The organism is Pseudomonas sp. C7.1 (assembly GCF_056312395.1).
This window is the reverse complement of record NZ_JBWDTL010000003.1, coordinates 1,201,798-1,225,692: the sequence shown is the minus strand read 5'-3', so window position 1 is coordinate 1,225,692 and position 23,895 is coordinate 1,201,798. Positions and strand designations below refer to the sequence as shown.

The 23,895-nt window shown below is 59.6% G+C and carries 24 protein-coding genes; 9 read left to right on the top strand and 15 right to left on the bottom strand.

From position 1 onward, the window contains the following. Window positions 1-32: 32 nt before the first annotated feature. Both AC0T4W_RS09055 and AC0T4W_RS09050 read right to left on the bottom strand, forming a co-directional pair. Window positions 33-380, bottom strand: coding sequence for a DUF4389 domain-containing protein (locus AC0T4W_RS09055; protein ID WP_476318680.1), 348 nt, complete (start codon window positions 378-380; stop codon window positions 33-35). Between the two features lie 34 nt (window positions 381-414). Further along, a complete protein-coding gene (locus AC0T4W_RS09050; protein WP_476318678.1) occupies window positions 415-1,437 on the bottom strand; it encodes an NAD(P)H-dependent glycerol-3-phosphate dehydrogenase in 1,023 nt (340 codons plus the stop codon). A 249-nt stretch (window positions 1,438-1,686) separates the two neighbouring features. Between AC0T4W_RS09050 and AC0T4W_RS09045 the strand changes: the two genes are divergently transcribed. From AC0T4W_RS09045 to fabB, 3 genes are all read left to right on the top strand, one after another. Continuing rightward, a complete protein-coding gene (locus tag AC0T4W_RS09045; protein WP_476318676.1) occupies window positions 1,687-3,609 on the top strand; it encodes an ATP-binding protein in 1,923 nt (640 codons plus the stop codon). Between the two features lie 186 nt (window positions 3,610-3,795). Further along, window positions 3,796-4,311, top strand: coding sequence for a 3-hydroxyacyl-[acyl-carrier-protein] dehydratase FabA (gene fabA / locus AC0T4W_RS09040; protein WP_304867185.1), 516 nt, complete (start codon window positions 3,796-3,798; stop codon window positions 4,309-4,311). Window positions 4,312-4,323: 12 nt separating this feature from the next. Next, a complete protein-coding gene (fabB, locus tag AC0T4W_RS09035; protein WP_476318673.1) occupies window positions 4,324-5,544 on the top strand; it encodes a beta-ketoacyl-ACP synthase I in 1,221 nt (406 codons plus the stop codon). A gap of 76 nt (window positions 5,545-5,620) precedes the next feature. On the opposite strand, the gene AC0T4W_RS09030 is transcribed toward fabB, so the two are convergent. From AC0T4W_RS09030 to AC0T4W_RS09020, 3 genes are all read right to left on the bottom strand, one after another. Next, on the bottom strand, window positions 5,621-7,246 hold the full coding sequence (locus tag AC0T4W_RS09030) for a methyl-accepting chemotaxis protein (RefSeq protein ID WP_476318671.1): 1,626 nt from the start codon (window positions 7,244-7,246) through the stop codon (window positions 5,621-5,623). Window positions 7,247-7,434: 188 nt separating this feature from the next. Continuing rightward, window positions 7,435-7,899 (bottom strand): DUF3859 domain-containing protein, encoded by a 465-nt coding sequence (locus AC0T4W_RS09025; protein WP_476318669.1) that lies wholly within the window; start codon window positions 7,897-7,899, stop codon window positions 7,435-7,437. Between the two features lie 62 nt (window positions 7,900-7,961). After that, complete coding sequence (locus AC0T4W_RS09020; RefSeq protein WP_476318667.1) at window positions 7,962-8,984, bottom strand: amidohydrolase family protein; 1,023 nt, start codon at window positions 8,982-8,984, stop codon at window positions 7,962-7,964. 76 nt (window positions 8,985-9,060) lie between these two features. Between AC0T4W_RS09020 and AC0T4W_RS09015 the strand changes: the two genes are divergently transcribed. The 5 genes from AC0T4W_RS09015 (at window position 9,061) to AC0T4W_RS08995 (ending at window position 13,820) form a co-directional block, all read left to right on the top strand. After that, window positions 9,061-10,014 carry a substrate-binding periplasmic protein gene (locus AC0T4W_RS09015; protein ID WP_476318665.1) on the top strand — a complete coding sequence of 318 codons (954 nt, stop codon included), beginning with the start codon at window positions 9,061-9,063 and terminating at the stop codon, window positions 10,012-10,014. Between the two features lie 139 nt (window positions 10,015-10,153). After that, window positions 10,154-11,674, top strand: a complete 1,521-nt coding sequence (gene istA / locus AC0T4W_RS09010) for an IS21 family transposase (protein WP_476317286.1) — start codon at window positions 10,154-10,156, stop codon at window positions 11,672-11,674. Window positions 11,675-11,690: 16 nt separating this feature from the next. Continuing rightward, complete coding sequence (gene istB / locus AC0T4W_RS09005) at window positions 11,691-12,446, top strand: IS21-like element helper ATPase IstB (protein ID WP_476316371.1); 756 nt, start codon at window positions 11,691-11,693, stop codon at window positions 12,444-12,446. Between the two features lie 115 nt (window positions 12,447-12,561). Beyond that, on the top strand, window positions 12,562-12,960 hold the full coding sequence (locus AC0T4W_RS09000) for an OsmC family protein (protein ID WP_476318663.1): 399 nt from the start codon (window positions 12,562-12,564) through the stop codon (window positions 12,958-12,960). Then, entirely contained in the window at window positions 12,960-13,820 is an 861-nt protein-coding gene (locus AC0T4W_RS08995) for a pirin family protein (protein WP_476318661.1), read from the top strand. Before AC0T4W_RS09000 ends, AC0T4W_RS08995 begins: the two co-directional genes overlap by 1 nt. A 78-nt stretch (window positions 13,821-13,898) precedes the next feature. Here the strand turns inward: AC0T4W_RS08995 and AC0T4W_RS08990 are convergent, their stop codons facing one another. The 5 genes from AC0T4W_RS08990 to AC0T4W_RS08970 form a co-directional block, all read right to left on the bottom strand. Next, on the bottom strand, window positions 13,899-14,039 hold the full coding sequence (locus tag AC0T4W_RS08990) for a hypothetical protein (RefSeq protein ID WP_476318660.1): 141 nt from the start codon (window positions 14,037-14,039) through the stop codon (window positions 13,899-13,901). Window positions 14,040-14,067: 28 nt separating this feature from the next. Next, window positions 14,068-15,972 carry a molecular chaperone HtpG gene (htpG, locus tag AC0T4W_RS08985; RefSeq protein WP_476318658.1) on the bottom strand — a complete coding sequence of 635 codons (1,905 nt, stop codon included), beginning with the start codon at window positions 15,970-15,972 and terminating at the stop codon, window positions 14,068-14,070. A 112-nt stretch (window positions 15,973-16,084) separates the two neighbouring features. Further along, window positions 16,085-17,338 carry an MFS transporter gene (locus AC0T4W_RS08980; RefSeq protein WP_476318656.1) on the bottom strand — a complete coding sequence of 418 codons (1,254 nt, stop codon included), beginning with the start codon at window positions 17,336-17,338 and terminating at the stop codon, window positions 16,085-16,087. 62 nt (window positions 17,339-17,400) lie between these two features. Then, window positions 17,401-17,847 (bottom strand): PaaI family thioesterase, encoded by a 447-nt coding sequence (locus AC0T4W_RS08975; protein ID WP_476318654.1) that lies wholly within the window; start codon window positions 17,845-17,847, stop codon window positions 17,401-17,403. Next, a complete protein-coding gene (locus AC0T4W_RS08970; RefSeq protein WP_476318652.1) occupies window positions 17,844-18,320 on the bottom strand; it encodes a PaaI family thioesterase in 477 nt (158 codons plus the stop codon). Before AC0T4W_RS08970 ends, AC0T4W_RS08975 begins: the two co-directional genes overlap by 4 nt. Window positions 18,321-18,509: 189 nt before the next feature. On the opposite strand from AC0T4W_RS08970, the gene AC0T4W_RS08965 reads away from it, so the two are divergent. Further along, window positions 18,510-18,800, top strand: coding sequence for a hypothetical protein (locus tag AC0T4W_RS08965; RefSeq protein ID WP_476318650.1), 291 nt, complete (start codon window positions 18,510-18,512; stop codon window positions 18,798-18,800). Between the two features lie 59 nt (window positions 18,801-18,859). Here AC0T4W_RS08965 and AC0T4W_RS08960 read toward each other — a convergent pair whose 3' ends face one another. The 5 genes from AC0T4W_RS08960 to sucC form a co-directional block, all read right to left on the bottom strand. Further along, the gene (locus AC0T4W_RS08960; protein ID WP_476318648.1) at window positions 18,860-19,252 is read right to left on the bottom strand and encodes an MAPEG family protein; all 393 of its coding nucleotides are present in this window, start codon (window positions 19,250-19,252) and stop codon (window positions 18,860-18,862) included. Then, window positions 19,249-19,983, bottom strand: coding sequence for a DUF599 domain-containing protein (locus AC0T4W_RS08955; RefSeq protein WP_476318646.1), 735 nt, complete (start codon window positions 19,981-19,983; stop codon window positions 19,249-19,251). Before AC0T4W_RS08955 ends, AC0T4W_RS08960 begins: the two co-directional genes overlap by 4 nt. A 101-nt stretch (window positions 19,984-20,084) precedes the next feature. Then, window positions 20,085-21,398, bottom strand: a complete 1,314-nt coding sequence (gene brnQ, locus AC0T4W_RS08950; protein ID WP_476318644.1) for a branched-chain amino acid transport system II carrier protein — start codon at window positions 21,396-21,398, stop codon at window positions 20,085-20,087. A 297-nt stretch (window positions 21,399-21,695) separates the two neighbouring features. Beyond that, window positions 21,696-22,583 (bottom strand): succinate--CoA ligase subunit alpha, encoded by an 888-nt coding sequence (gene sucD, locus AC0T4W_RS08945; RefSeq protein ID WP_090242057.1) that lies wholly within the window; start codon window positions 22,581-22,583, stop codon window positions 21,696-21,698. Next, window positions 22,583-23,749, bottom strand: a complete 1,167-nt coding sequence (gene sucC / locus AC0T4W_RS08940) for an ADP-forming succinate--CoA ligase subunit beta (protein WP_476318642.1) — start codon at window positions 23,747-23,749, stop codon at window positions 22,583-22,585. The genes sucD and sucC overlap by 1 nt, the downstream gene beginning before the upstream one ends. Window positions 23,750-23,895: the final 146 nt, after the last annotated feature.

Here is a 23,895-nt window from a genome sequence, read left to right as displayed (position 1 = left end):
TCCGATAAACCGACGACTCAAAGCCTGCCCTTTCAAAGCTTGGGCTCTTCGTCACGCACAGGATGGGCAGCCGGCGGAATGCTGTGCGGCGTTTCACCTTGTGGCGCTTGCGGAGTTGGCCAGTCGGCAAATGGCCAGGGCTTTTCATCAGTATTGAAGGTGCCAAAGCGGCCGATCTGCGCCAGGTACTGGCTCAGGCTGTCACCAAAGCCCAGCAGGCCGGCATTCGGTGCACCGTAGAACAGACGGTAACCCAGCTGCAGCAACACTACGGCGCCCAGAAGGATTTCCGCCAGTTGCCAGACGATGGTGAAAATCACCATCCAGAGGATGCGCAGCAAAATCGATTCGCGCTGCAGCTCCTGATTGTCATCACTCATGCTCATCTCCTTATAGGGTCTAGAAAGGTAAAACTCAGAAACCAGTGGTGGGGATAAAGTCGACGTCGGTCTTCGGTTCTGCATTCATTAGTGCACCGATCACCTGATCCAGCGTACGCCCTTCAAACACAATCGCATGCAAGCCAGTCACCAACGGCATATAGACCTGCAGCTCCTCGGCTTTGGCTTTTAACACTTTAATGGTGTTTACCCCTTCTGCCACTTCGCCCAAACGCTCAACCGCATCCTCCAGACTCAGGCCCTCGCCGAGGGCGAAACCGACCCGGTAATTGCGGCTTTTCGCCGATGAGCAGGTGACGATCAGATCGCCCACCCCGGCCAGGCCGAGAAAGGTCATGGGGTTGGCGCCCAGTTTGACCGCAAACCGGGTCATTTCCGCCAGGGCGCGGGTAATCAGCATGCTCTTGGTGTTTTCGCCCATGTCCATGGCCGCCGCCATGCCAGCGATGATCGCGTAGACGTTCTTCAGCGCCCCGCCCAGCTCGACGCCAAAACGGTCGCCACTGGCGTAGACGCGAAAGGTACGCCCGTGCAGTGCAGCCTGCACCTGCTGGCAAAGGTCTTCATCCTCGCTGGCGACGACCGAAGCAGTCAGCGCATGCTCAGCCACTTCACGCGCCAGGTTCGGCCCGGAGAGCACGCCAATGCGCGCCTGTGGGGCGATATCTTCGAGAATCTGGCTCATCAACAGAAAGCTCTGCGCCTCGATGCCCTTGGTGGTGCTCACCAGCAACTTGCCACTGAGTAGCTCAGCCACCGGTTGCAACGCCTGGCGCAGCGCACTGGAGGGCAATGCCACGAAAACAAGTTGGCAGGCATTCAAGGTCGCGGCTAAGTCTGTTACCGGGTACACGCCTGGATGAATTTTGATGCCTTTGAGGTAACGCGGGTTTTCACGGGTCAGCCGAATCGCCTGAGCCTGCTGTGGGTCGCGCATCCAGTGCAGGACATGCTGGCCATTCTCGGCCAACAAATTTGCAACCGCAGTGCCGAAGCTACCGCCGCCAAGCACTGCGATGGGGTGCTGATCAGTCATAACGCATCCGTGGTAAACCATTGAAAGTGGCGAATCGCTCGCATTATACGGTGACGCCCGTATGCAGCCAGCTTTAGCTGCGCGGCTAGCACTGGCAAAGCCAGGCAGCTCAGTTAACATGCAGTCTTTCAAACGCAAACAAGGTTGTGGCGTGATCGATAGCACCCAAGCCCGGCTTCACTCTGAGACCGCGAAAAACCGGCCAGTTCTCCAGCGCCCACACATTCTGCGCAGCAGTGGAGTGGCCCGATGATCCTGCGCCGTGGCTGGAATATCCATACCCGCACCCAACTGATCAGCGTGGGCCCCGCCCTGCTGCTGACCCTGCTGCTTACCGGCTTCTTCACCTTTGCCCGCTTGCAGGACCTGCGCCAGGAACTCAATCATTACGGCCAGCTGATCGCCAGCCAATTGGCCCCAGCCAGCACATACGGGGTGATCTCCGGCAACCTCGATGTGCTCGACGCCCTGCTGCAAGCCACGCTGAAGACCCCACATGTGCGCTTTCTGGAAGTGCGCGACCACAGCGGCAAGATTCTCGTCTACGTCGAGCAGACGCCCGGCAGCGGCCACGCAAGCAGCCAAGTCGAAGTGTTCCAGGCGCCGATCCATTTGCAACGCGCGGCACTGAACAACCCCACCCAGCAGACGCTTACCGATGACTACCTGGGTTATGTCGTTGTCGGCATGTCCAACGATGCCTTCAACACCCGCCAGCAGGAAATCCTCTTCAAGGCCACCCTGCTCGCCCTGTTTGCCCTGGCCCTGACCTTTATTCTCGCCCGCCGCCTGGCCCGTCATCTTTCTCAGCCGCTAAGCGCCATGGGCGAAGCCGTCAGCGCGATTCAGGCCGGCAACTACCAGACCACCCTGCCCGAAGTCGGTGAAGGTGAATTGCAGGCGCTGGCGCGGCATATCAACAACCTCGCCCACGGTCTGGCCAGCGCCAGTGAAGAACAGCAGCGGGCCATGACCCTGCTGATTCAAGCCCGCGAGCAATCGGAGCTGGCCAACCGCGCCAAATCCGATTTCCTGGCGATGATGAGCCACGAGCTGCGCACCCCAATGAATGGCGTGCTGGGCATGCTGCAATTGCTGGAAACCACGGAAATGACTCAGGAGCAGGCGGAATACGCGGCGCTGGCCACCGAATCCACCGAGCACCTATTAAAAGTCATCAACGATATTCTCGACTTCTCGCGCATCGAACGCGGCGCGCTGGAACTCGAACGCATCCCCTTCAGCCTGCTCGATCTGCTGCAAAGCTCGATTCAGGTGTTCCAGCACAGCGCCCAACAGCGCGGCCTGAAGCTGCAACTCGACACCCAGAGCGGCCTGGAACAGCTGCAAGTACAGGGCGACCCGACGCGTATCCGGCAGATCCTGGTCAACCTGATCGGCAATGCCCTGAAGTTCACCGAAACCGGCAGCATCCGCGTGCACAGCACCTGGCAAGCGCTGGACAACCAGGTGCTGTGGTTCAGCTGCGCGGTACATGACAGCGGTATCGGTATTTCGCCCGAGCGGCTGGAACATATGTTCGATGCCTTCCAGCAGGCCGACACTTCTATTTCAAGACGTTACGGCGGCACCGGGCTGGGATTGCCCATCGCTCGCACCCTTGCCGAACGCATGGGCGGCACCCTGCGCGCAGTCAGCCAGGAGGGCCAGGGCTCAGTGTTTACCCTGGAAGTGCCCTTGCCGTTTTCCCAGCAGACAGCACCAACTGTCAGCGACACCCTGCTGCCTGCTGAGCAGGGTAACGGCCAACCCGTGCTGCTGGTCGAAGACAACCCGGTCAACCAGACTGTTATCGAAGCCATGCTGCGCAGCCTGGGCTATCAGGTCAGTCTGGTCGGGGATGGCGCCCAGGCGGTGCACCAGGTCAGCCAGCAGCGTTACGCCGCCGTGTTGATGGACTGCCGCTTACCGATCATGGATGGCTACGAGGCCACGCGGCAGATCCGCCGCCTGCCGGGCTGCGCCGAGCTACCGATTATTGCCCTAACCGCCAATGCCCTGCAGGGCGACCGCGAAGCCTGCCTGCAATCGGGCATGAATGACTACTTGGCAAAACCCTTCAAACGAGCAGATTTACAGCGAATACTGCAGCGCTGGCTGGCCCCTCGACCTTCGACGGGTAGTCAAGAAGGCTCAACTGCTGCAGGCTAGGGCCATAGGTCTATGACAGGCCAACAAGAGCGGAGTACAACTGTACTCACAGGGCTGTGACTTTCACTACAACGCAACAGTCTACGACTAGGCTGCTGGCAGGCGCAGCAGACTGCGCCGCCAGCCAGGACGATTCGCCCAGCCTTGGCGCATGGGACATCGCATGGGACATTTTAAGGAGCTCGCATGACCAAACAAAACGCCTTCACCCGGGAAGAACTGCTCGCTTGTGGTCGCGGCGAACTATTCGGCCCAGGTAATGCGCAACTGCCCGCGCCGAACATGCTGATGATCGATCGCATCACCCACATCAGCGATACCGGCGGCAAGTACGGCAAGGGCGAAATAGTCGCTGAGCTCGATATCACTCCTGATCTGTGGTTCTTCGCCTGCCATTTCGAAGGCGACCCGGTGATGCCAGGCTGCCTGGGCCTGGATGCCATGTGGCAGCTGGTAGGTTTCCACCTTGGCTGGCAGGGCAACCCCGGCCGCGGCCGCGCCCTTGGTTCGGGCGAAGTGAAGTTCTTTGGCCAGGTGCTGCCGACCGCCAAGAAAGTCACGTACAACATTCATATCAAACGCACCATCGCACGCTCCCTGGTCCTGGCTATTGCCGATGGCACCGTTAGCGTTGATGGCCGCGAAATCTACAGCGCCGAGGGCCTGCGGGTTGGCCTGTTCACCTCTACCGACAATTTCTAAAGGACTCATCGCATGCGTCGCGTCGTGATTACCGGCCTGGGCATCGTTTCCTGCCTGGGCAATGACAAAGCCACCGTCTCTGCCAACCTGCGGGCTGGCAAGTCAGGCATCCGCTTCAACCCTGCCTATGCCGAAATGGGTTTGCGCAGTCATGTATCCGGCTCGGTTGACCTGAACCTGGAAGAGCTGATTGACCGCAAGGTCTATCGCTTTATGGGTGATGCCGCAGCCTTCGCTTACCTCTCGATGGAGCAAGCGATCAAGGATTCGGGCCTCAGCGCGGAAGAAATCTCCAACCCACGCGTGGGTTTGATTGCAGGCTCCGGCGGCGCGTCGACCTTCAACCAGATGGAAGCCATGGACATCCTGCGCGAGAAAGGCGTCAAGCGCGTTGGCCCGTACCGCGTACCACGCACTATGGGCAGCACCGTTTCCGCCTGCTTGGCTACGCCGTTCAAGATCAAGGGTATCAACTACTCGATCTCCTCGGCATGCGCCACCAGCGCCCATTGCATCGGTAGCGCCATGGAGCAGATCCAGCTGGGCAAGCAGGATGTAGTGTTCGCCGGCGGCGGCGAAGAAGAACATTGGAGCCAGAGCTTCCTGTTCGACGCCATGGGTGCCCTCTCCACCCAGTACAACGACACCCCAGAGAAAGCCTCGCGTGCCTACGACGCCAAGCGTGACGGTTTTGTCATCGCCGGCGGTGGCGGCATGGTGGTGGTCGAAGAGCTGGAGCATGCCCTTGCGCGCGATGCGAAGATCTACGCGGAAATCGTCGGCTACGGCGCCACCTCCGACGGTTACGATATGGTTGCGCCGAGCGGTGAAGGCGCAGTGCGCTGCATGCAGCAGGCCCTGGCCACCGTTGATACGCCAATCGACTACCTAAACACCCACGGCACCTCGACTCCAGTCGGCGACGTCGCAGAAAGCCGCGCAGTGCGCGAAGTGTTCGGTGCCAAGGCACCTGCCATCAGCTCGACCAAGAGCCTGTCAGGTCACTCCTTGGGCGCCGCTGGCGTACAGGAAGCGATCTACTGCATGCTGATGATGGAAGGCAACTTTATCGCTGGCTCGGTCAACATCGACGAAGTCGACCCAGAAATCGCCGACCTGCCGATCCAGCGCAGCACTGTCGAGAACGCCAAGCTCGATACCGTGATGAGCAACAGCTTCGGCTTCGGCGGCACCAACGCCACCCTGGTACTCAAACGCTGGGCTGGCAAGTAAGCTCAAGCCATTTGTTTGCAGCATAAAAAGGCCACCCCTCGGGGTGGCCTTTTTATTGTGGCTGCCGTGGCCTTAATTAGACCGAGAAGCGCGCCACCAGCGCATTCAAGTCCACCGCCAGGCGTGACAGTTCCTGGCTAGCCGCACTGGTCTGGTTAGCTCCAGCCGAGGACTGCATCGACAGATCACGGATATTCACCAGGTTACGGTCGACTTCGCGGGCCACCTGGGCCTGTTCTTCCGAAGCGCTGGCGATCACCAGGTTACGTTCGTTGATTTGCGAAATGGCGTCAGCAATCTCATCCAGTGCTAACCCAGCCGCCTTGGCCACATCCAGCGTTGAGCGTGCGCGGGTGTTGCTGTTCTGCATGGCGTTGACCGCTTTGTCAGTGCCCTGCTGAATGCCGCTGACCATCTGCTCGATTTCACGGGTCGACTGCTGAGTACGGTGCGCCAGGGCACGTACTTCATCGGCCACCACGGCAAAACCGCGCCCGGCTTCACCGGCCCGCGCCGCCTCGATTGCAGCGTTAAGCGCCAGCAGGTTGGTCTGTTCGGCAATCGAGCGGATCACGTCCAGCACCTTGCTGATGTCGCGCACCTGGCCCGCCAGTTGCTCGACCTCGCTGGCGGTATTGGTCACGTCGTCAGCCAGGTGGCTGATCGATTCCACGGTTTGACGTACCTGCTCGCGGCCATGCTGCGCCGTACGATTGGACTCGCTGGAAGCCTCAGAGGTACTGACGGCGTTACGCGCAACCTCTTCCACGGCGCTGGTCATTTCGTTGACCGCCGTAGCCGCCTGCTCAATTTCATTGTTCTGCTGGTGCAAGCCGCGAGTGGAATCCTCGGTCACTGCACTGAGTTCCTCCGACGCAGAAGCCAGCTGCGTGGAAGAATCGGAAATATTCTGGATGGTGCTACGCAGGCTCTGTTGCATGCTTTTCAAGGCACCCAACAAACGCGCCGGCTCATCGCTACCCTGCACCTCGATTGACTGGGTCAGGTTGCCGCTCGCCACCACTTCGGCCACCCGAACCGCTTCGGTAAGCGGCGTGACGATGCTACGGGTCAGCAGCAGTGCCAGAATCACGGTCAGGCCCAGCGCCAGCGCAATCATCGTAATGACCCACACACGCGAGCTGAGAAATACAGCCTCGGCACTTTCGGCCGCAGCAGTGGCACCCACCCGGTTCATTTCAGAAAGCGCGACCAGTGCCTTGGCCATGCTGTCGGCATGATCATTAAGCGGCCCGTTAGCAACCGCGATTGCTGCATCCAAATCCCTCTGGCGAACCGCTTCAACGATCTTGCTCTGCTCTTGCAGGTAACCGCTTTCCGCTTGTTTAAAACGATCGTAAAGCCCCTGCTCTTCTGCGCTGACGATCAGCTTTTCATAAGCCTCTAGGGCCTTGCCAAGCCCCTCCCTGAGTTCTTCGACGCGGGCTAGATTCTGTTGAGTCATGGCCTCATCGGTATTGAGCATCAAACGCAGGGTCAGCGCCCGCAGCCGCAGCGCATCCTGGTTCATCTCACCCAGACTGAGGATGCTGGGCAACCAGTTTTGGTTTACCTGCTCCGACTGTTTGTTCATTTCGGCCATCTGCAGCAGCGAAAAGCCGCCGAGTATCAACACCAGCAGCGCCACCAGGCCGAAGCCCAGCGATGCTCTGGGTGCAATATTGAGGTTTCTTAGGGTCATCAGGGCAATCCTTTGTGGTCTCAAGCCTTATATCCATGCACATGGCCATCTGGTATTTACTTACCCACGGTACTGGCCAGCACCTACAGGTATAGCTATCGACTCGCGCCTTGTCCTCTTGACCCTTCGATCATAAAAAACCCGAGCCAGGCTCTGGCTCGGGTTTCCAGTTACGACCTCAGCTAACTTCAGCGCACGATAAACCGCTGCTCCAACAACTTGCGATCATCCTGGAACAGCATAAAGTGCCACTCACCTGGCACCACTTCATGTGCTTCGCTGAACTCAAAAGCCATCACATCCTGCGGCGCGCCGGGGACCAGCTTTTGCGTCACGACGAATTTGTCGTGGCGCGTGCCTTGCGGGGTGACCACCCCAGGGGTGAGGTAGAGCAGGGTCAGCGGCGAATCATCGGCCACCTTGCCGGCAAGACTGTAGCGCAGGCCGAACTTGGTGCCGAGCTTGGCGGGAATCACCTCACCCTGCTCGATCCGCTGATTGCTGCGGGTCAACACCCGCTCGCCTTCCTGGAAGTCCTGATAATCGCTGGCGAAAACGCCGTATTCGACCGGGCCTTCAACACGCACTTCGGCCTGTGTCAGGCTGCTGGCCAATACAAGTGCGGCCAGGGCACTAAAACGGGTGTATTGCATGTCGCGCTCCTTGTTTAGATGGCGCGAGCCTATGACACCCGTATGACAGGGCAATGACAGCCCTACTCAGTCAAATCAGCCTGCACCTTGCGCGGCAATACCGCGAGGAAGTTATCGCGCGCCACCTGATGAGCGACCTTCTCCGGCAAGGCATCGAGGAATGCCTTAAAACCGCTCATGGCTTCAGCCAAACCATTAAACCGCCCGACCACATCGGAGCCGAGCATAAAGCGCGCCGGATAGCTGCTGACCAACTTTACCCAGGCCGGATCTGGCTTGCCTTCGGCATCCAGCAAATACGGTTGGCGCATGGTCCAGGACAGATCGATATACAGATTAGGGTACTGTTTAAGCATTCGCTCAAGCGTGGGCAGGAGGAAATCCAGCTTTTCCTGATGCCGATGGATTTCCATGCTGGTGCCGGCATGCGCCCAGATAAACCGCACATGCGGATGGTTACGCAGCGGGTCCTCTATTTCCTGCAGATACAGCGGATTGCGCTCGCGTTTGGAGGTGATATTGGAATGCAGCATCACCGGCAGGTCGTACTCAGCGGCCAGGTGAAAGACCCGTGCCAAGGCCTCGTTATTAGCCCGTGGCGCATCGCCATGGATCAGCGCGGTGAGGTCGTCGTGACGCGTAAAAATCTCGCCGATGCCCTGCCACAGCCCAGGGTCGAGTTCGAGCATACGGCGGATATGTGCATCGGCGTTCTTATCATTCGGATTAAAGCCGGAAAGAAACGGGTGCAAGCGTTTGCGCTGCTCGGCGGGCACCTGTTTGTAGGCATGCGCCACCAGTACATCGGTGGCGCTGTACCAGTAGGCACTGGCATCGTCACCGGCGTAATAGCGCGGCCGTTTAGGTTCGTCCTCATGCCACTTCTTCGCCACCGGAATACCCGAGAGCATCACATGCTCGATATTGCCGGCAGCCATCTGCTCGAACAATTCGGTCATGCCCGCGCTTTCCTGAAAGAAATCCACATAGTGCAGATGAGCATCGCTAAAGCGGTAATCGCGGGCCAGCGCCAGCGGGCTGCAAACAGTGACCCAAACAGCAAGACTCAATGCAAATCGCTTCAAACCCCAAACCTCATAAAGACGTGAGCGCAATTGACTCACTACACTGAGATCTAGTTCAGAAACCCGGATTGCTGCAATGCCTTCAACCCCGCCACACCGGCAACCTAACTGGCCCAACCACGTTCGCGCGCTGTTGATTGCCATGCTGCTGAGCCTGCCAACGGCCTTTGCCACAGAGCGTTTGAACTACCCACTGCACTCCGATGGCGTCGACCCCGAAGCCTATGCCCTGGCGCTGCTGACTGCGGCGCTGGAACGCACACCGGGGCGCTACCAACTGCAGCCAACCCCAGTACCCATGGCACAAAGCCGCGCACTGCTGGCTATCGAGCACGACAGTAAAAGCGTGCAGGTGATGTGGACCATGACCACACGCGAGCGTGAAGCACGTTTGCTGCCGATCCGTATCCCGATCTACCGTGGCCTGATCGGCTGGCGCGTGTTGCTGCAACGCAGCTTAGCCGCCGAGCAACTGGCCGCGATACAGAATCTCGATGAGCTCAAACGCTTCAGCTTCGGCCAACGCCACGACTGGCCAGACACCGCGATCTTGCGCGCCAACGGTCTGAACGTGGTCACCAGCCAGCACTACCAGGGACTGTTCCAGATGCTTGCCGCCGGGCGTTTCGACTTATTTCCCCGTGAGGTCGTGGTGGCCTGGCAGGAGCAGGCGCGTGCGGCAGAAAACGGGCTTAAGCTGAGCATCGACGAGCAACTGCTGCTGCATTACCCAACCGCGTTCTATTTCTTCACCTCACGCAACCGTCCGGATCTGGCCGCCGACATCGAACGCGGCCTGGAAGCGATGATTGCCGATGGCAGTTTTAAGCGCCTGTTCGAGCAGTACCACGGCGATACGCTGCGCCAGGCCAAGCTGCATAAGCGGCGCATCATCGAATTGCACAACCCCGACTTACCCCCTGCAACACCATTTGCCCGCAAGGCATTATGGTTTCAGCCCAAGGAGTGCGGATTCCGCGCTGACTCGGACACCCATTCCACGCACATCCGGACAGTGATTCCACGCTGATCCGGACACCCATTCCACGAGCATCCGGACACTGATTCCACAGCCATCCGGACACTTTCTGGCAGGCAGCTACGCAGGATTTATTCACTACCATTGGCCTCTTTTTCGAAGCAGAGAGGTCGTCGTGGAGCGTTTATCCATGCGTAAAATCCGTGAAGTGTTGCGCCTCAAGTTCGATTGCGGGCTGTCTGTCCGTAAGATCTCCCGCAGTCTGGGCATAGGTCACAGCAGTGCCGGTGATTACCTTTGCCGATTCACGGCCTGCGGCCTCTCCTGGCCGCTCCCTACTGAGTTGTCCGACGCCGAGCTGGAGCGGCGCCTGTTCCCGCCACCGCCGGAGATCCCCTCTGAGCAACGACCAACTCCCGACTGGGCCTGGGTGCATGCCGAGCTGCGCCGACCAGGCGTGACCCTGGCGCTGCTCTGGCAGGAGTATCGGCTGGGCCAGCCACAGGGCTTCCAGTACAGCTGGTTCTGCGACCACTACCGGGCCTGGCAGGGCAAACTGGATGTGGTGATGCGCCAGGAGCACCGCGTCGGCGAGAAGCTGTTCGTCGACTATGCCGGCCAGACGGTGCCGGTGATCGACCGGCACAGCGGCGAGATCCGTCAGGCGCAGGTGTTCGTCGCGGTGCTCGGTGCCTCCAGCTACACCTTCGCCGAGGCCACCTGGTCGCAGCAGTTGCCCGACTGGCTGGGCTCCCATGCCCGCTGCTTCGCCTTCCTCGGCGGGGTACCGGAGATCGTGGTGCCGGACAACCTGCGCAGTGCGGTGAGCAAGGCCCATCGCTACGAACCGGACATCAACCCCAGTTACCGCGATCTGGCCGAGCACTATGGTGTGGCGGTGGTGCCGGCGCGGGCCCGTAAGCCGCGCGACAAGGCCAAGGCCGAGGTCGGCGTGCAGGTGGTCGAGCGCTGGATCCTCGCCGCCTTGCGCCATCGCCAGTTCTTCTCCCTGGACGAACTCAACCGGGCCATCGCCGTGCTGCTGGAGCGACTCAACCAACGGCCGTTCAAGAAGCTACCGGGCTCCCGCCAGGCGGCTTTCGCCAGCCTGGATCGCCCGGCTCTGCGCCCGTTGCCGGAGCAGCCCTACGTCTATGCCGAGTGGAAGAAGGCGCGGGTGCATATCGACTACCACGTCGAGGTCGATGGGCATTACTACTCGGTGCCCTACCAGTTGGTGAAGAAGCAGCTGGAGGTGCGTCTGACGGCCCGCACCGTGGAGTGCTTCCACGCCAACCAGCGGGTGGCCAGCCACGTACGCTCCCTGCACAAAGGCCGGCACAGCACGCAGACCGAGCACATGCCCAAGAGCCATCGCGAGCATGCCGAGTGGACGCCTCAACGGCTGATCCGCTGGGCCGAGCAGACCGGCCCGAACACCGCCGGCGTAATCAGCCACATCCTCGAACGGCGCGTGCATCCGCAGCATGGCTACCGCGCTTGCCTGGGCATCCTGCGCCTGGGCAAGCACCACGGCGAAGAACGGCTGGAAGCCGCCTGCCAGCGCGCCCTAAGCCTCGGTGCCTGTAGCTACAAAAGCCTCGAATCGATTCTGCGCCAAGGCCTGGAAAACCTGCCGCTGGCTCAACAGAACCTACCCCTACTACCGGACGACCACGCCAACCTGCGCGGCCCCGGCTACTACCACTGAACAAAGGAATCCCACCATGCTGCCTCACCCGACCCTGGACAAGCTGCAAACCCTGCGCCTGCACGGCATGCTCAAAGCCCTCGCCGAGCAACTGAAAACACCCGACATCGACAGCCTGAGCTTCGAAGAACGCCTCGGCCTGTTGGTCGATCGCGAGCTGACCGAGCGCGACGACAAGCGCCTGAGCAACCGCCTACGCCAGGCCCGGCTCAAGCACAACGCCTGCCTCGAAGACATCGACTACCGCGCCCCGCGCGGGCTGGACAAGGCGCTGATCCTGCAACTGCGCAGCGGCCAGTGGCTGCGCGACGGCCTCAACCTGATCATCGGCGGCCCCACCGGCGTCGGCAAAACCTGGCTGGCCTGCGCCCTGGCCCACCAGGCCTGCCGGGACGGCTGCAGCGTGCGCTATCTGCGCCTGCCGCGGCTGCTGGAAGAACTGGGCCTGGCACATGGCGACGGCCGCTTCGTCAAGCTGATGAGCAGCTACGCCAAGACCGACCTGCTGATCCTCGATGACTGGGGCCTGGCACCGTTCACCAACGAACAGCGCCGCGACATGCTGGAGCTGCTGGACGACCGCTACGGCCAACGCTCAACCATCGTGACCAGTCAGATGCCGGTGGACAACTGGCACGAACTGATCGGCGATCCGACCCTGGCCGACGCCATCCTCGACCGCCTGGTGCACAACGCCTACCGGATCAACCTGAAGGGAGAGTCGATGCGCAGGCGGGCGAAGAAATTGACGACGCCGGGCACCTCAGACTAACAATGCATATCCTGCGTCGCTGCGCTCCGACTGCCTGTCCGGATGACCGTGGAACAGGTGTCCGGATCAGCGTGGGCTGAGTGTCCGAATGGCGTGGAATCCGCAAGGAGTTTGAATGATCAGCATCAGCAACGAAAAAGGCCTGCTGCAGCGCATCAGTATCGGCCCGCACACCCTGCACAGCGATGTCTCTGTGGAGCTGGGCGGCGAAGGTTCAGCGCCTGAACCCCATGACCTGTTTGATGCTGCGCTAGGCGCGTGCAAGGCACTGACCCTGGCGCTGTATGCCAAGCAACGCGGTTTACCGCTGGAGGGTCTCGACGTAAAGCTTAACCGCGATGACAGCCAGGAGCGTCAGGGCATCTACCGGTTAGATGTTGAGCTGACCCTGAACGGCGAACTGGATGACGCACAACGCCAGCAACTGCTGCGCATCGCCGATAAATGCCCGATCCACAAGCTGATGACCAGCTGCGACGTTCAGGTCAATACCCAACTGAGCCAGAGCGCCTGATGAACGACTTTCTGCTAATTCAGCCGCGTCCAGAAAACCTCGGCGGGCAACCTATCCTGCGCCCCCTACCCTCGGCCAAGTGCCGCAGCGTTGGGCCGTTTGTGTTCTTCGACCATATTCTGGAAAACACCTACCCGGCCGGCAGCGGCATGAACATCAATCAGCACCCGCATATCGGCCTGTCTACCCTCACCTACCTATTCGAAGGCCAGCTGCAGCACAGGGACAGCCTGGGCTCGAATCAACTGGTCAGCCCCGGCGAAGTCAGCTGGATGACCGCAGGCCGTGCCGTGGCGCATGTCGAGCGCACACCGCAGGACTTGTGGGAAAGCGGCTCGCACATGCATGGCCTGCAGGTCTGGCTGGCCATGCCTGCCGCCGATGAACAAGGCGAGCCCAGCTACAGCCATCACCCCGCCGATAGCCTGCCGCGCAGTACCAGCATGGGTGTAGACATCTGCCTGATTGCCGGCACCGGCTTTTGCCTGCAATCACCGGTGCCGGTGCTGTCGCCAACTGTCTATGCCGAGATCAAGATGGCCGCTGGCACCGCAGTGCAGATACCCGCCGAACATGCCGAACGCGCGTTGTATCTGATTGACGGCGAGGCCACACTGGACGACCAGCAACTGCCTCTGCGTGGCATGCTGGTGCTACCCGAAGGCGAGACCTACACCCTCAGCGCCTGCAGTGAGAGCGACCTGGTGCTGATTGGTGGCGCTCCCATCGGCCCACGGCGGATCAACTGGAATTTCGTCGCCAGCGACCAGGCCCTAATTGATCAAGCCCGCCAACGCTGGGCCGCGCTGGACTGGCCAACAGTGCCAGGTGAGACCGAACGGATTGAGCTGCCACGCTGAACCGTTTCAGGGTGCGGCAAACGTCTCGTCAAACAGATCATCCATAACCTTGAATGCACGCGCAGCCAACACCGGATGTTACGCGCTGCGCCCCGGCACATTGGCCACTGGGCGGGTAAAGGAATGCACTGCTGCGCCGCCGAAGCAAAAACCAACCGCTCTCAGCTTGCTGACATCCAGCACCACCTGCGCGCTGCGCACCAAGAAAAAAGCCCGCATGCGCGGGCTTAATTGTTTACGGCAGGTGTCAGGCAGACAGCTCGACCAGCAGCTTGTTCAAGCGCTGCACATAAGCGGCCGGGTCCTTCAAGTTGTCGCCTGCGGCCAAGGCAGCCTGGTCGAAGAGGATATGGCTGAGGTCGGCAAAGCGGTCTTCATCGGCCTCACCATCGAGCTTCTCGATCAGCGGGTGGCTGGGGTTGAATTCGAAGATCGGCTTGGAGTCCGGCACCTTCTGCCCGCTGGCTTCGAGGATCTGACGCATCTGTAAGCCCAGGTCCTGCTCACCAATGGCCAGGATGGCCGGCGAGTCGGTCAGGCGATGGGATACGCGCACCTCGGCAACCTGCTCACCGAGTGCGGTTTTCAGGCGCTCGACCAGACCTTCTTTGGCCTTGGCAACTTCTTCCTGGGCCTTCTTGTCTTCTTCCGAATCCAGCTTGCCCAGGTCCAGATCGCCACGGGCCACGTCGACAAACTGCTTGCCGTCGAACTCGGTCAGGTAGCTCATCAGCCACTCATCGATACGGTCGGTGAGCAGCAACACTTCGATGCCTTTCTTGCGGAATACTTCCAGGTGCGGGCTGTTCTTCACCTGGGCGTAGGATTCGCCGGTAAGGTAGTAGACCTTGTCCTGGCCTTCGGCCATACGCGCGATGTACTCGCCCAGGCCAACGCTTTGCTCGCCATCTTCGCTGCGGGTGGAAGCAAAACGCAGCAGGCCAGCGATCTTCTCCTTGTTGGCGAAGTCTTCCGCCGGGCCTTCCTTGAGCACCTGGCCGAAGTTCTTCCAGAAGCTCTTGTATTGCTCGGGTTCGTTCTTCGCCAGTTTTTCCAGCATATCCAGCACACGCTTGGTCAGCGCCGACTTCATCGAATCGATGATCGGGTCTTTCTGCAGGATCTCGCGGGAAACGTTCAGCGACAGGTCGTTGGAGTCGACCACGCCCTTGATAAAGCGCAGGTACAGCGGCAGGAAGGACTCGGCCTGATCCATGACGAATACGCGCTGCACGTAGAGCTTCAGTCCACGCGGTGCTTCACGCTGATACAGATCGAACGGCGCGCGGGCTGGGGTGTAGAGCAGCGAGGTGTATTCCAGCTTGCCTTCGACCTTGTTGTGGCTCCAGCTCAGCGGGTTCTCGAAATCGTGACCGATGTGCTTGTAGAACTCCTGGTATTCCTCGTCCTTGATCTCGGTACGCGGACGGGTCCACAGGGCGCTGGCGCGGTTGACGGTTTCCCACTCCAACGCCGGTGCGTCTTCACCTTCTGCGGCGGCTTGCTCTTTCGGCAGTTCGATAGGCAGCGCGATATGGTCGGAGTATTTCTTGATGATATTGCGCAGACGCCAGCCATCGGCGAACTCGTCTTCGGCTGCTTTCAGGTGCAGCACGATGCGGGTGCCGCGCTCAGGCTTCTCAACGGTGGCAACTTCAAACTCGCCCTCACCCTTGCTCGACCAGTGCACGCCTTCGCTGGCCGGGCTACCGGCACGGCGGCTGAACACATCAACCTTGTCGGCGACGATAAAGGCCGAGTAGAAGCCCACACCGAACTGGCCGATCAGGTGCGAGTCCTTCTTCTGGTCGCCGGTCAGGTGCTGCATAAAGTCAGCGGTGCCTGATTTGGCGATGGTGCCCAGGTGAGTGATCGCCTCTTCACGGCTCATGCCGATGCCGTTGTCTTCGAGGGTGACGGTCTTGGCATCTTTGTCGAAGCTGACGCGGATTTTCAGCTCGGCGCCGCCTTCGAGCAGTTCCGGCTTGGCCAGCGCTTCGAAACGTAGCTTGTCGGTGGCATCCGATGCGTTGGAAATCAGTTCGCGAAGGAAGATTTCCTTGTTCGAATACAGCGAATGGATCATCAGGTGAAGCAGCTGCTTCACCTCGGTCTGGAAGCCCAGGGTTTCTTTTTGAGTTTCCACACTCATGGTATCTAACTCCACATGGTTGACTAAGAACTGAAGACGAAGCCGCAGTGCGGCGGATGTAATAAATGTGGGGGCATGTTGTGGGATTTCAAGTGTTTGGCTGCAGCTTGCCTCAGGGCTCAAGCAACTCAATACGGGTAATCTCTTCCGGCAGCAGGCTGTAACTCACTTCGCCCTGCCCGCTCATACGCTGGCGCAGGATGATCCGCCCGCCCTGATCGATGCCATGGAAACGTCCTTCGGCAGTGTTACCACGCTCGGTGGTCGCGCGCATGCTGAGGTTCTGATAGCGGTTGGGGCTGCGCAGCAAGCCGTCGAGACTGAAGCGCACGCGCCGATCCAGAGGTCGGCTGACCCGCTCCGGAACAACCGCAGCCACTGCAGCCGCTTTGGCCTCTGCAACCGGCGGCGCAACTGCGCTAGGCAATGGCGGAAAACTATCGGCCGCGACCTGCCAGCCACGCTTATCCTGTTTTTGCAGCAGGATCGGCAACTGCTGCAATTCACCATTGATTCGCGCCTGGACGTTCAGATCAATGCTCTGCAGGGGGAAGCTCAGGTTGCCGATGGGCTGCAACTCAACCCGGCGAGTGGCAAAGCGGCGCTCTAAATAGTCCTGAATCACATGACTGACGGTATCGACCGAGTCGAACTGACGATCCACTGTATCGCCCTGATAACGCAGGCCGTTGCGAAACAGCTCAAGCTTGCCGCTTAGGGTGGTCTTGAATTGCGGCGGCAGCACCAGATGGAACTCACCGGCTAGCTTGTTCGGCGCCAGCGGGTGCAAATCCAGATGCAGGGTGTAGCCACGGCTCAAGCGCCGCGCTTCGGGCAACTCCTGCTCCGGCAATAACCAGCTGATTTCCACTTCCGGCAATATGCCTTCATCGGCCGGCAACACATCGAACCGCACCGGGCCTTTGCCGACTTTCGGCAGGCGAATCACCAACTCACTTTGGGCGAAGAAATCTTGGCCCTCACGTAAACTCAGCACGCCATCGAGTAGTTCGGCTTGCTGCGGCGCGAATGGCCGGCCATTCAACTGACCGCGCAGATCAATGGCCAGCTCGGCCGGTGCCTGTACTTCGGGCTTGAGCCACTTGAGGCTGAGAATAGCTTCCAAACGCTGCGCATCGTGGTTGGCCAGCAAGGTGAGGCCCACCACCAACGGAATAATCCCCAAGCCGGACAACATCACGGCCGGCCGCGCCGAACGCCAGTGGCGCAACACATACAGCAAGGTAAACGGCGGCAGGAAACTGGCCCAGCCCCACAGCAGGCCGGTAGCAAAGGCGCGCATCACCAGCCAGACCAGCCCGGCGAGGATCAGCAGCAAGCCACCCAGAATCAGCAGCGCATCCATTCAGTATTCCTTAGCGATGATTAAACGAGGAGTTATCGATAGCCTGCGCTCAAAACCCGCACTCAGGATTCATCGACCTTAAAATGCGCCCGCGCCGTGGCAATCGGTTCAGCCTGCTTGGTTTGCCAGGCGGTGATCGCCACGTTGGCGACCCGGCGACCCTGGCGCCAAACCTGGCATTGCACGAAGGTGTCACGATAATGGCCAGCGCGAAGGTAATCTATCGAGAAGTCGATGATTTTCGGCAAATGTGGAATACCCATAAACATCAGCAAGTGGAGCATCGCCGAATGTTCCATAAACCCGGCGATCACCCCGCCGTGTAGTGCAGGTAAAGTTGGATTGCCAATATTGTCCTGGTTGGCCGGCAGGCGGAACACCATGTCACCGCCCAGGCGCAGACACTCGATGCCAATCAACTTGGCGTAGGGAATCAGACTGATCAGCGGGTCGTAGTTGTTCTGCTCGTGGGCTTCGCGCACCAGTTGGTTGAGATTCAGCGTGCTCATTGGCCAGCCCTCTTAATGCTGCTGGCGGCCGGCTTGCCACTCTGCACATGTTTACCCATGCGCATAAACGCACCGACCACATGAGCAATCGGCTCATCGCGATTGTCCTGATAGGCATAACCACGGGTGAAGATGATGTTCTCGGTCACCCGGTAGCACTCGGCAAACCCAAATACATCCTTATTCGGCTCGGCCGGGTGCATGTAATCGATGCGCAGGTCGAGGGTCGGACAGATTTCGAATTCTGGCAGCACACAGACGGTGGAAATGCCGCAGGTGGTGTCCATCAGAGTGGTGATGGCGCCGCCGTGGATCACTCCGGTTTCCGGGTTACCGACAATCTGCGGACTGTAGGGCAAACGCAGGATCAATCCTTGTGCATCGGCGCTGTGCACACTCATGCCGAGCACCTGGCAATGGCGCAAAACCGATAGAAAACGCTGCGCCCGCGCAATAATAGGGGAATCGCTCATGACTTCAGACTCAGGGCAACTGTACAAAGGGAGAGCATGATACCCGCTGACACCAAGCCCGGCATCACGGAGGCCGCTTGTTGAGAATAGCTATGAAAATTAATAAGGAACTTCGGCGAAATAGAGCTGTTTAATGGCCATGCCTGGGAAACCAGGCATTGATTACCACATTACAAGGAGTACTAAACTGTGCAAAAGCCATTCACTTATGCCCTGATTCTCGCCGCCATGCTCGGCCTGGCAGCTTGCGAGAAAACCCCGGAGAACAAATTAGAGTCAGCCAAGGAATCTGCTGCTGAAGCAATCGAATCCATGGGTGAGGCCGCTAAAGATACCGGCGAAGCCATTGAGCAGAAAGCCGATCAACTGATGGGCACCGAGCCAACCGCTGGCGAGAAAATCGAAGACGCTGCCGATGACGCAGCTGATGCCATCAGCGAAGCTGGCGATGAAGTCAAAGATGCTGTTGACGGCCAATAAGCCTTCCAGCTGAAACAAAACAGGCCCGCTTAATGCGGGCCTGTTTGTTTATGGCGTGATCAAAGTACCGGGACAAGCATCAGCAGCAGGCTGCACAGCAGTCCGACCACCCAGACCACACTGCGCTGCCAGTGCAGGTCGGCCCAGTAGAAAAACAGATAGAGCACCCGCGCAACCACGAAGGTCACGGCCAATACATCCACCAATACGCCGTGGTTATTGGTCACATGGGCCATCAACACGCCTACGGCAAACAGCGGAAACGCCTCGAAGCTGTTCAGATGTGCAGCCAGGGCACGCGCGCCAAAGCCAGTTAACCGCGCTTGCTGGGCGCGTGGATGGTGGTTGTCGTAGTGACCGTCACCCTCCTTTGCCATGGCCTTGGCCACCGGGGCCTTGGCGATAAAAATCAGTAATGCGCTGATAAAAATGCACCAGAACGGGATGCTCATTCGCTTTTCTCCTTGGGCGATTCGAGCGCCGGGGTTTGGGTGTAGACCATCACTTCCAGCACATCTGAGTGAAATTCGCGGTGGTACAACACCAATACCACACCCGCACTGACCAACATGAAAAACCAGGGATTGATAAACCAGGACAGCGTTGCCATGCCGAAGTAATAGGCGCGCAAACCCTGGTTAAACTGGTTGGCGGCCATCGAAATAACCCGCGCGGTGCGTTCGGCAAAGGCTTTGCGCTCCTGCTCCGTCACATGCCGTTCGCCCACCATCGGCGCAGACCCCACCAGCACAGCGGCAAAGTTGTACTGACGCATACACCAGCTGAAGGTAAAGAAGGCGTAGACGAACACCACGCCCAGACACAACAGCTTGACCTCGGACATCTCGCGGCTAGCCGCCTGAACAAAGGGCAGATCAGCCAGTAGCGAAACCGCGCGATCAGAGGCGCCGAGTACGGTGAGAATACCGGCGAGGATAATCAGCGTACTGGAAGCAAAGAACGAGGCATTGCGCTCCAGGTTACCGATCACACTGGCATCGGCGATGCGGTTGTCGCGCAGCAACATGCGACGCATCCAGTCTTCACGGTACAGGTGCAGCACGCTGGCCAGACATGGCGTGGTGCGGCCCTTGGCCTGGGCATAGCGGGTGTAACCGGCCCAGCAACCGACGAACCAGAGAACGGCCAGCAGGTGCGGCAGGTAGTAGTCACTAATTGGCATGCAAACTCCTTGTTAACCTGCGCCGATTATAGACAGGCCTGGCTTTCAGCTGGCCAACAAAAAGGCCGCTCAGTGAGCGGCCTTTCGATAAACAGCAGAACTCAGGCAGCCGCTGTTTTCGGCGCACCCAGCACGCGATCTACCACAACAGCCAGAACCAGGGTCAGCAGTACGGGGATCAACCAGCCGAGGCTCTGGTCCGCCAATGGCAATTGGCTGAAGAAGCTCGGGACAAGCGCCTTACCGCCTGCTGCGGCAATACCGTCAACCAAACCAAACACCAAGGTGACGACCATCACCGGGCGGAATACCCGCGCCGACGAACACCATAAATCATCCAGCAGGCTTAACGCCACCAGCACAATGGCCAGCGGGTATAGACCGACCAGTACCGGAATCGAGAAGCTGATCAGCTGAGTCAGCCCTTGGTTGGCCACCAGCAAGCTGAACACGCCGAACGCGATCACCACCGTGCGGTAGGAAACCGGCAACAGGCTACTGAAGAACTCGCCGCAGGCCGTCAGCAGGCCCACAGCGGTGGTCAGGCAGGCCAGGGTAATAACCACAGCCAACAACAGGCTGCCGGCAGTGCCGAAGGTGTGCTGCACATAGGCGGTAAGAATCTGCACGCCATTCTGCGCTTCACCAGCAATGCCCTGGCTGGTTGCACCGAGGTAGAACAGCGCCAGATAGACCAGCGACAGGCCCACTGCGGCAATCAGACCGGCAATCACCGAGTAACGGGTAATCAGCTTGCCGTCGGTCACACCATGATCGCGAATCGCGGTGGCAATCACGATGCCGAACACCAGCGCGCCGAGGGTATCCATGGTCAGGTAACCCTGCAGAAAACCCTGCACAAAGGGCGTGCTCTGGTAATCCGCTGATACCTGGCCGATCTCCCCTGCCGGAACCAGCAGCGCCGCACCGCCCAATACCAGCAGCGCCGCCAGCAGCACCGGGGTGATGTACTTGCCGATGCGGTCAACCAGCTGCCCAGGATTGAGAGACAGGAACAGCACCGCTGCAAAGTAGGCCAGGGTGTAGAGCAGCAGCGCCGTACTGTTATTACCGCTGAACGGCGCTACGCCCATCTCGAACGACACCATCGCAGTGCGCGGCGTGGCAAACAGCGGGCCGATGGCCAGGTACACCGCGACCGCAAACAGTACGCCTGCGCGCTTGCCCAGCGGTGCGGTGAGCAGCGCCATGCCGCCACCGACGCGCGCCAGAGCGACGATGGTCAACAGCGGCAAACCGACGCCAGTAAGCAGAAAGCCCAGAGCCGCCGGGCCGATGTTCTCACCCGCTGCCATACCGGCGCTGGGTGGGAAGATAATATTGCCGGCGCCCAGGAACAGCGCAAACGTCATAAAGCCGAGGGCCAGGAGATCCGAGCCTTTCAAACGAGTCATAGGAGGGAATACCACAGGCAGAAAGTTAGAAGTTGAAAACTGAAAATTCCGAGGGTTTCCCGATGGATCGGGGGAAACGTCACCCCGCCGGTTAAGCGGGACCACTGCAGCACCCGGAGCCGCTTGTGGCGGAGCAGGCGCTAATAGTTGCAAGCCTAACGAAATTGGTACGCCAGCGGCACTGGCACAGGTCAGGCTGTCGGACTGGTGAAAAAAGCTGTCGCATCGGCAACACTTCATCCTGGCGCACCAATAAAAAGGCCACCCGAAGGTGGCCTTTTTTCAGGTCAAAAAGCCTTAGGCTTTTTTCACTTCCCAGCCGGTCAGCTCGGCCAGGGCCTTGCCGATATCAGCCAGGGAACGCACGGTTTTTACACCGGCGTCTTGCAGGGCTGCGAACTTCTCGTCTGCAGTGCCCTTGCCGCCGGAGATGATTGCACCGGCATGACCCATACGCTTGCCCGCCGGAGCGGTCACGCCAGCGATGTAGGACACCACCGGCTTGGTCACGTTGGCCTTGATGTAGGCAGCCGCTTCTTCTTCAGCCGAACCGCCGATCTCACCGATCATCACGATCGCTTCGGTCTTCGGGTCTTCCTGGAACAGCTTCAGGATGTCGATGAAGTTGGAGCCTGGGATCGGGTCACCGCCGATGCCAACGCAGGTGGACTGACCGAAACCGGCGTCAGTGGTCTGCTTAACAGCTTCATAGGTCAGGGTGCCGGAACGCGACACGATGCCTACTTTACCTGGCAAGTGGATGTGGCCTGGCATGATGCCGATTTTGCACTCGCCCGGCGTGATTACGCCTGGGCAGTTCGGGCCGATCAGGACTACGCCCAGCTCGTCGCACTTAACCTTGGCTTCGAGCATGTCGATGGTCGCGATGCCTTCGGTGATGCAGACGATCAGCTTGATACCGCCCATGGCCGCTTCAAGGATCGAGTCCTTGCAGAACGGAGCCGGAACGTAGATCACGCTGGCGGTGGCGCCAGTCTGCTCAACAGCTTCACGCACGGTGTTGAACACCGGCAGATTCAGGTGAGTGGTGCCGCCTTTGCCCGGAGTCACGCCGCCAACCATCTTGGTGCCGTAGGCGATGGCTTGTTCGGAGTGGAAAGTACCCTGCGAGCCGGTGAAGCCCTGGCAGATAACTTTGGTGTCTTTATTGATCAGGACGCTCATTACTTGCCCTCCGCAGCTTTGACGACTTGCTGAGCAGCGTCGGTCAGGCTGGTTGCCGCGATGATGTTCAGGCCGCTTTCTGCCAGGACTTTAGCGCCTAGCTCAGCGTTGTTGCCTTCCAGACGGACGACAACCGGGATTTTCACGCCGACTTCTTTCACGGCGCCGATGATGCCTTCGGCAATCATGTCGCAACGAACGATACCGCCGAAGATGTTCACCAGAACGGCAGCGACGTTGCTGTCGGACAGGATGATCTTGAAGGCTTCGGTTACGCGCTCTTTGGTTGCGCCGCCACCTACGTCGAGGAAGTTGGCTGGCTTGCCGCCGTGCAGGTTGACGATGTCCATGGTGCCCATGGCCAGGCCAGCACCGTTGACCATGCAACCGATGTTGCCTTCCAGTGCGACGTAGTTCAGTTCGAACTTGGCAGCGTGGGCTTCACGCGGATCGTCCTGGGACGGATCGTGCATGGCGCGCAGCTTTGGCTGACGGTACATGGCGTTGCTGTCGATGTTGATCTTGGCATCGAGGCAATGCAGGTTGCCGTCGGCCTTGATCACCAGTGGGTTCACTTCCAGCAGAGCCAGGTCATAGTCCTGGAACAGCTTGGCCAGGCCAACGAAGATCTGGGTGAACTGCTTGATCTGATCACCTTCCAGGCCCAGCTGGAATGCCAGCTCGCGGCCCTGGAACGGCTGAGCGCCGACCAGCGGGTCGATGGTCGCCTTGAGGATCTTCTCAGGGGTGTCGTGCGCCACTTTCTCGATGTCCACGCCACCTTCGGTGGAGGCCATGAACACGATGCGACGGCTGGAACGGTCAACAACCGCGCCCAGGTAGAGCTCCTTGGCGATGTCGGTGCAGGACTCAACCAGGATCTTGGTCACTGGCTGACCGTTGGCGTCGGTCTGGTAAGTCACCAGACGCTTGCCCAGCCAGTTGGCGGCGAAGGCTTTGGCGTCTTCCTTGCTCTTGACCAGCTTTACGCCGCCCGCTTTACCGCGGCCACCGGCGTGAACCTGAGCCTTGACGACCCACTCGGTGCCACCGATTTTGTCGCAAGCTGCTGCAGCTTCTTCGGGGGTGTCTACGGCGAAACCCTTGGATACGGGCAGGCCGTATTCAGCGAACAGCTGCTTACCCTGATACTCGTGGAGATTCATGCTTATCTACCGTCTTCGTTTAGGTATTGCGCATACGGTGCTGCACTTGTGATGCCGCACCACCTGTGACTGCTTCTGGAGCAATCCGGCTGACGTTCCGCGCAGAGCCTGAGCTGTACGCGGGCAGTTGGCCGTGGTTCTTTCTG

Bases quoted from the DNA above. Each gene is read 5' to 3' on its own strand.
- AC0T4W_RS09055 (WP_476318680.1), bottom strand. From the start codon at position 380: ATGAGTGATGACAATCAGGAGCTGCAGCGCGAATCGATTTTGCTGCGC.
- AC0T4W_RS09050 (WP_476318678.1), bottom strand. From the start codon at position 1,437: ATGACTGATCAGCACCCCATCGCAGTGCTTGGCGGCGGTAGCTTCGGC.
- AC0T4W_RS09045 (WP_476318676.1), top strand. From the start codon at position 1,687: ATGATCCTGCGCCGTGGCTGGAATATCCATACCCGCACCCAACTGATC.
- fabA (WP_304867185.1), top strand. From the start codon at position 3,796: ATGACCAAACAAAACGCCTTCACCCGGGAAGAACTGCTCGCTTGTGGT.
- fabB (WP_476318673.1), top strand. From the start codon at position 4,324: ATGCGTCGCGTCGTGATTACCGGCCTGGGCATCGTTTCCTGCCTGGGC.
- AC0T4W_RS09030 (WP_476318671.1), bottom strand. From the start codon at position 7,246: ATGACCCTAAGAAACCTCAATATTGCACCCAGAGCATCGCTGGGCTTC.
- AC0T4W_RS09025 (WP_476318669.1), bottom strand. From the start codon at position 7,899: ATGCAATACACCCGTTTTAGTGCCCTGGCCGCACTTGTATTGGCCAGC.
- AC0T4W_RS09015 (WP_476318665.1), top strand. From the start codon at position 9,061: ATGCCTTCAACCCCGCCACACCGGCAACCTAACTGGCCCAACCACGTT.
- istA (WP_476317286.1), top strand. From the start codon at position 10,154: ATGCGTAAAATCCGTGAAGTGTTGCGCCTCAAGTTCGATTGCGGGCTG.
- istB (WP_476316371.1), top strand. From the start codon at position 11,691: ATGCTGCCTCACCCGACCCTGGACAAGCTGCAAACCCTGCGCCTGCAC.
- AC0T4W_RS09000 (WP_476318663.1), top strand. From the start codon at position 12,562: ATGATCAGCATCAGCAACGAAAAAGGCCTGCTGCAGCGCATCAGTATC.
- AC0T4W_RS08995 (WP_476318661.1), top strand. From the start codon at position 12,960: ATGAACGACTTTCTGCTAATTCAGCCGCGTCCAGAAAACCTCGGCGGG.
- AC0T4W_RS08990 (WP_476318660.1), bottom strand. From the start codon at position 14,039: ATGCGGGCTTTTTTCTTGGTGCGCAGCGCGCAGGTGGTGCTGGATGTC.
- htpG (WP_476318658.1), bottom strand. From the start codon at position 15,972: ATGAGTGTGGAAACTCAAAAAGAAACCCTGGGCTTCCAGACCGAGGTG.
- AC0T4W_RS08980 (WP_476318656.1), bottom strand. From the start codon at position 17,338: ATGGATGCGCTGCTGATTCTGGGTGGCTTGCTGCTGATCCTCGCCGGG.
- AC0T4W_RS08975 (WP_476318654.1), bottom strand. From the start codon at position 17,847: ATGAGCACGCTGAATCTCAACCAACTGGTGCGCGAAGCCCACGAGCAG.
- AC0T4W_RS08970 (WP_476318652.1), bottom strand. From the start codon at position 18,320: ATGAGCGATTCCCCTATTATTGCGCGGGCGCAGCGTTTTCTATCGGTT.
- AC0T4W_RS08960 (WP_476318648.1), bottom strand. From the start codon at position 19,252: ATGAGCATCCCGTTCTGGTGCATTTTTATCAGCGCATTACTGATTTTT.
- AC0T4W_RS08955 (WP_476318646.1), bottom strand. From the start codon at position 19,983: ATGCCAATTAGTGACTACTACCTGCCGCACCTGCTGGCCGTTCTCTGG.
- brnQ (WP_476318644.1), bottom strand. From the start codon at position 21,398: ATGACTCGTTTGAAAGGCTCGGATCTCCTGGCCCTCGGCTTTATGACG.
- sucD (WP_090242057.1), bottom strand. From the start codon at position 22,583: ATGAGCGTCCTGATCAATAAAGACACCAAAGTTATCTGCCAGGGCTTC.
- sucC (WP_476318642.1), bottom strand. From the start codon at position 23,749: ATGAATCTCCACGAGTATCAGGGTAAGCAGCTGTTCGCTGAATACGGC.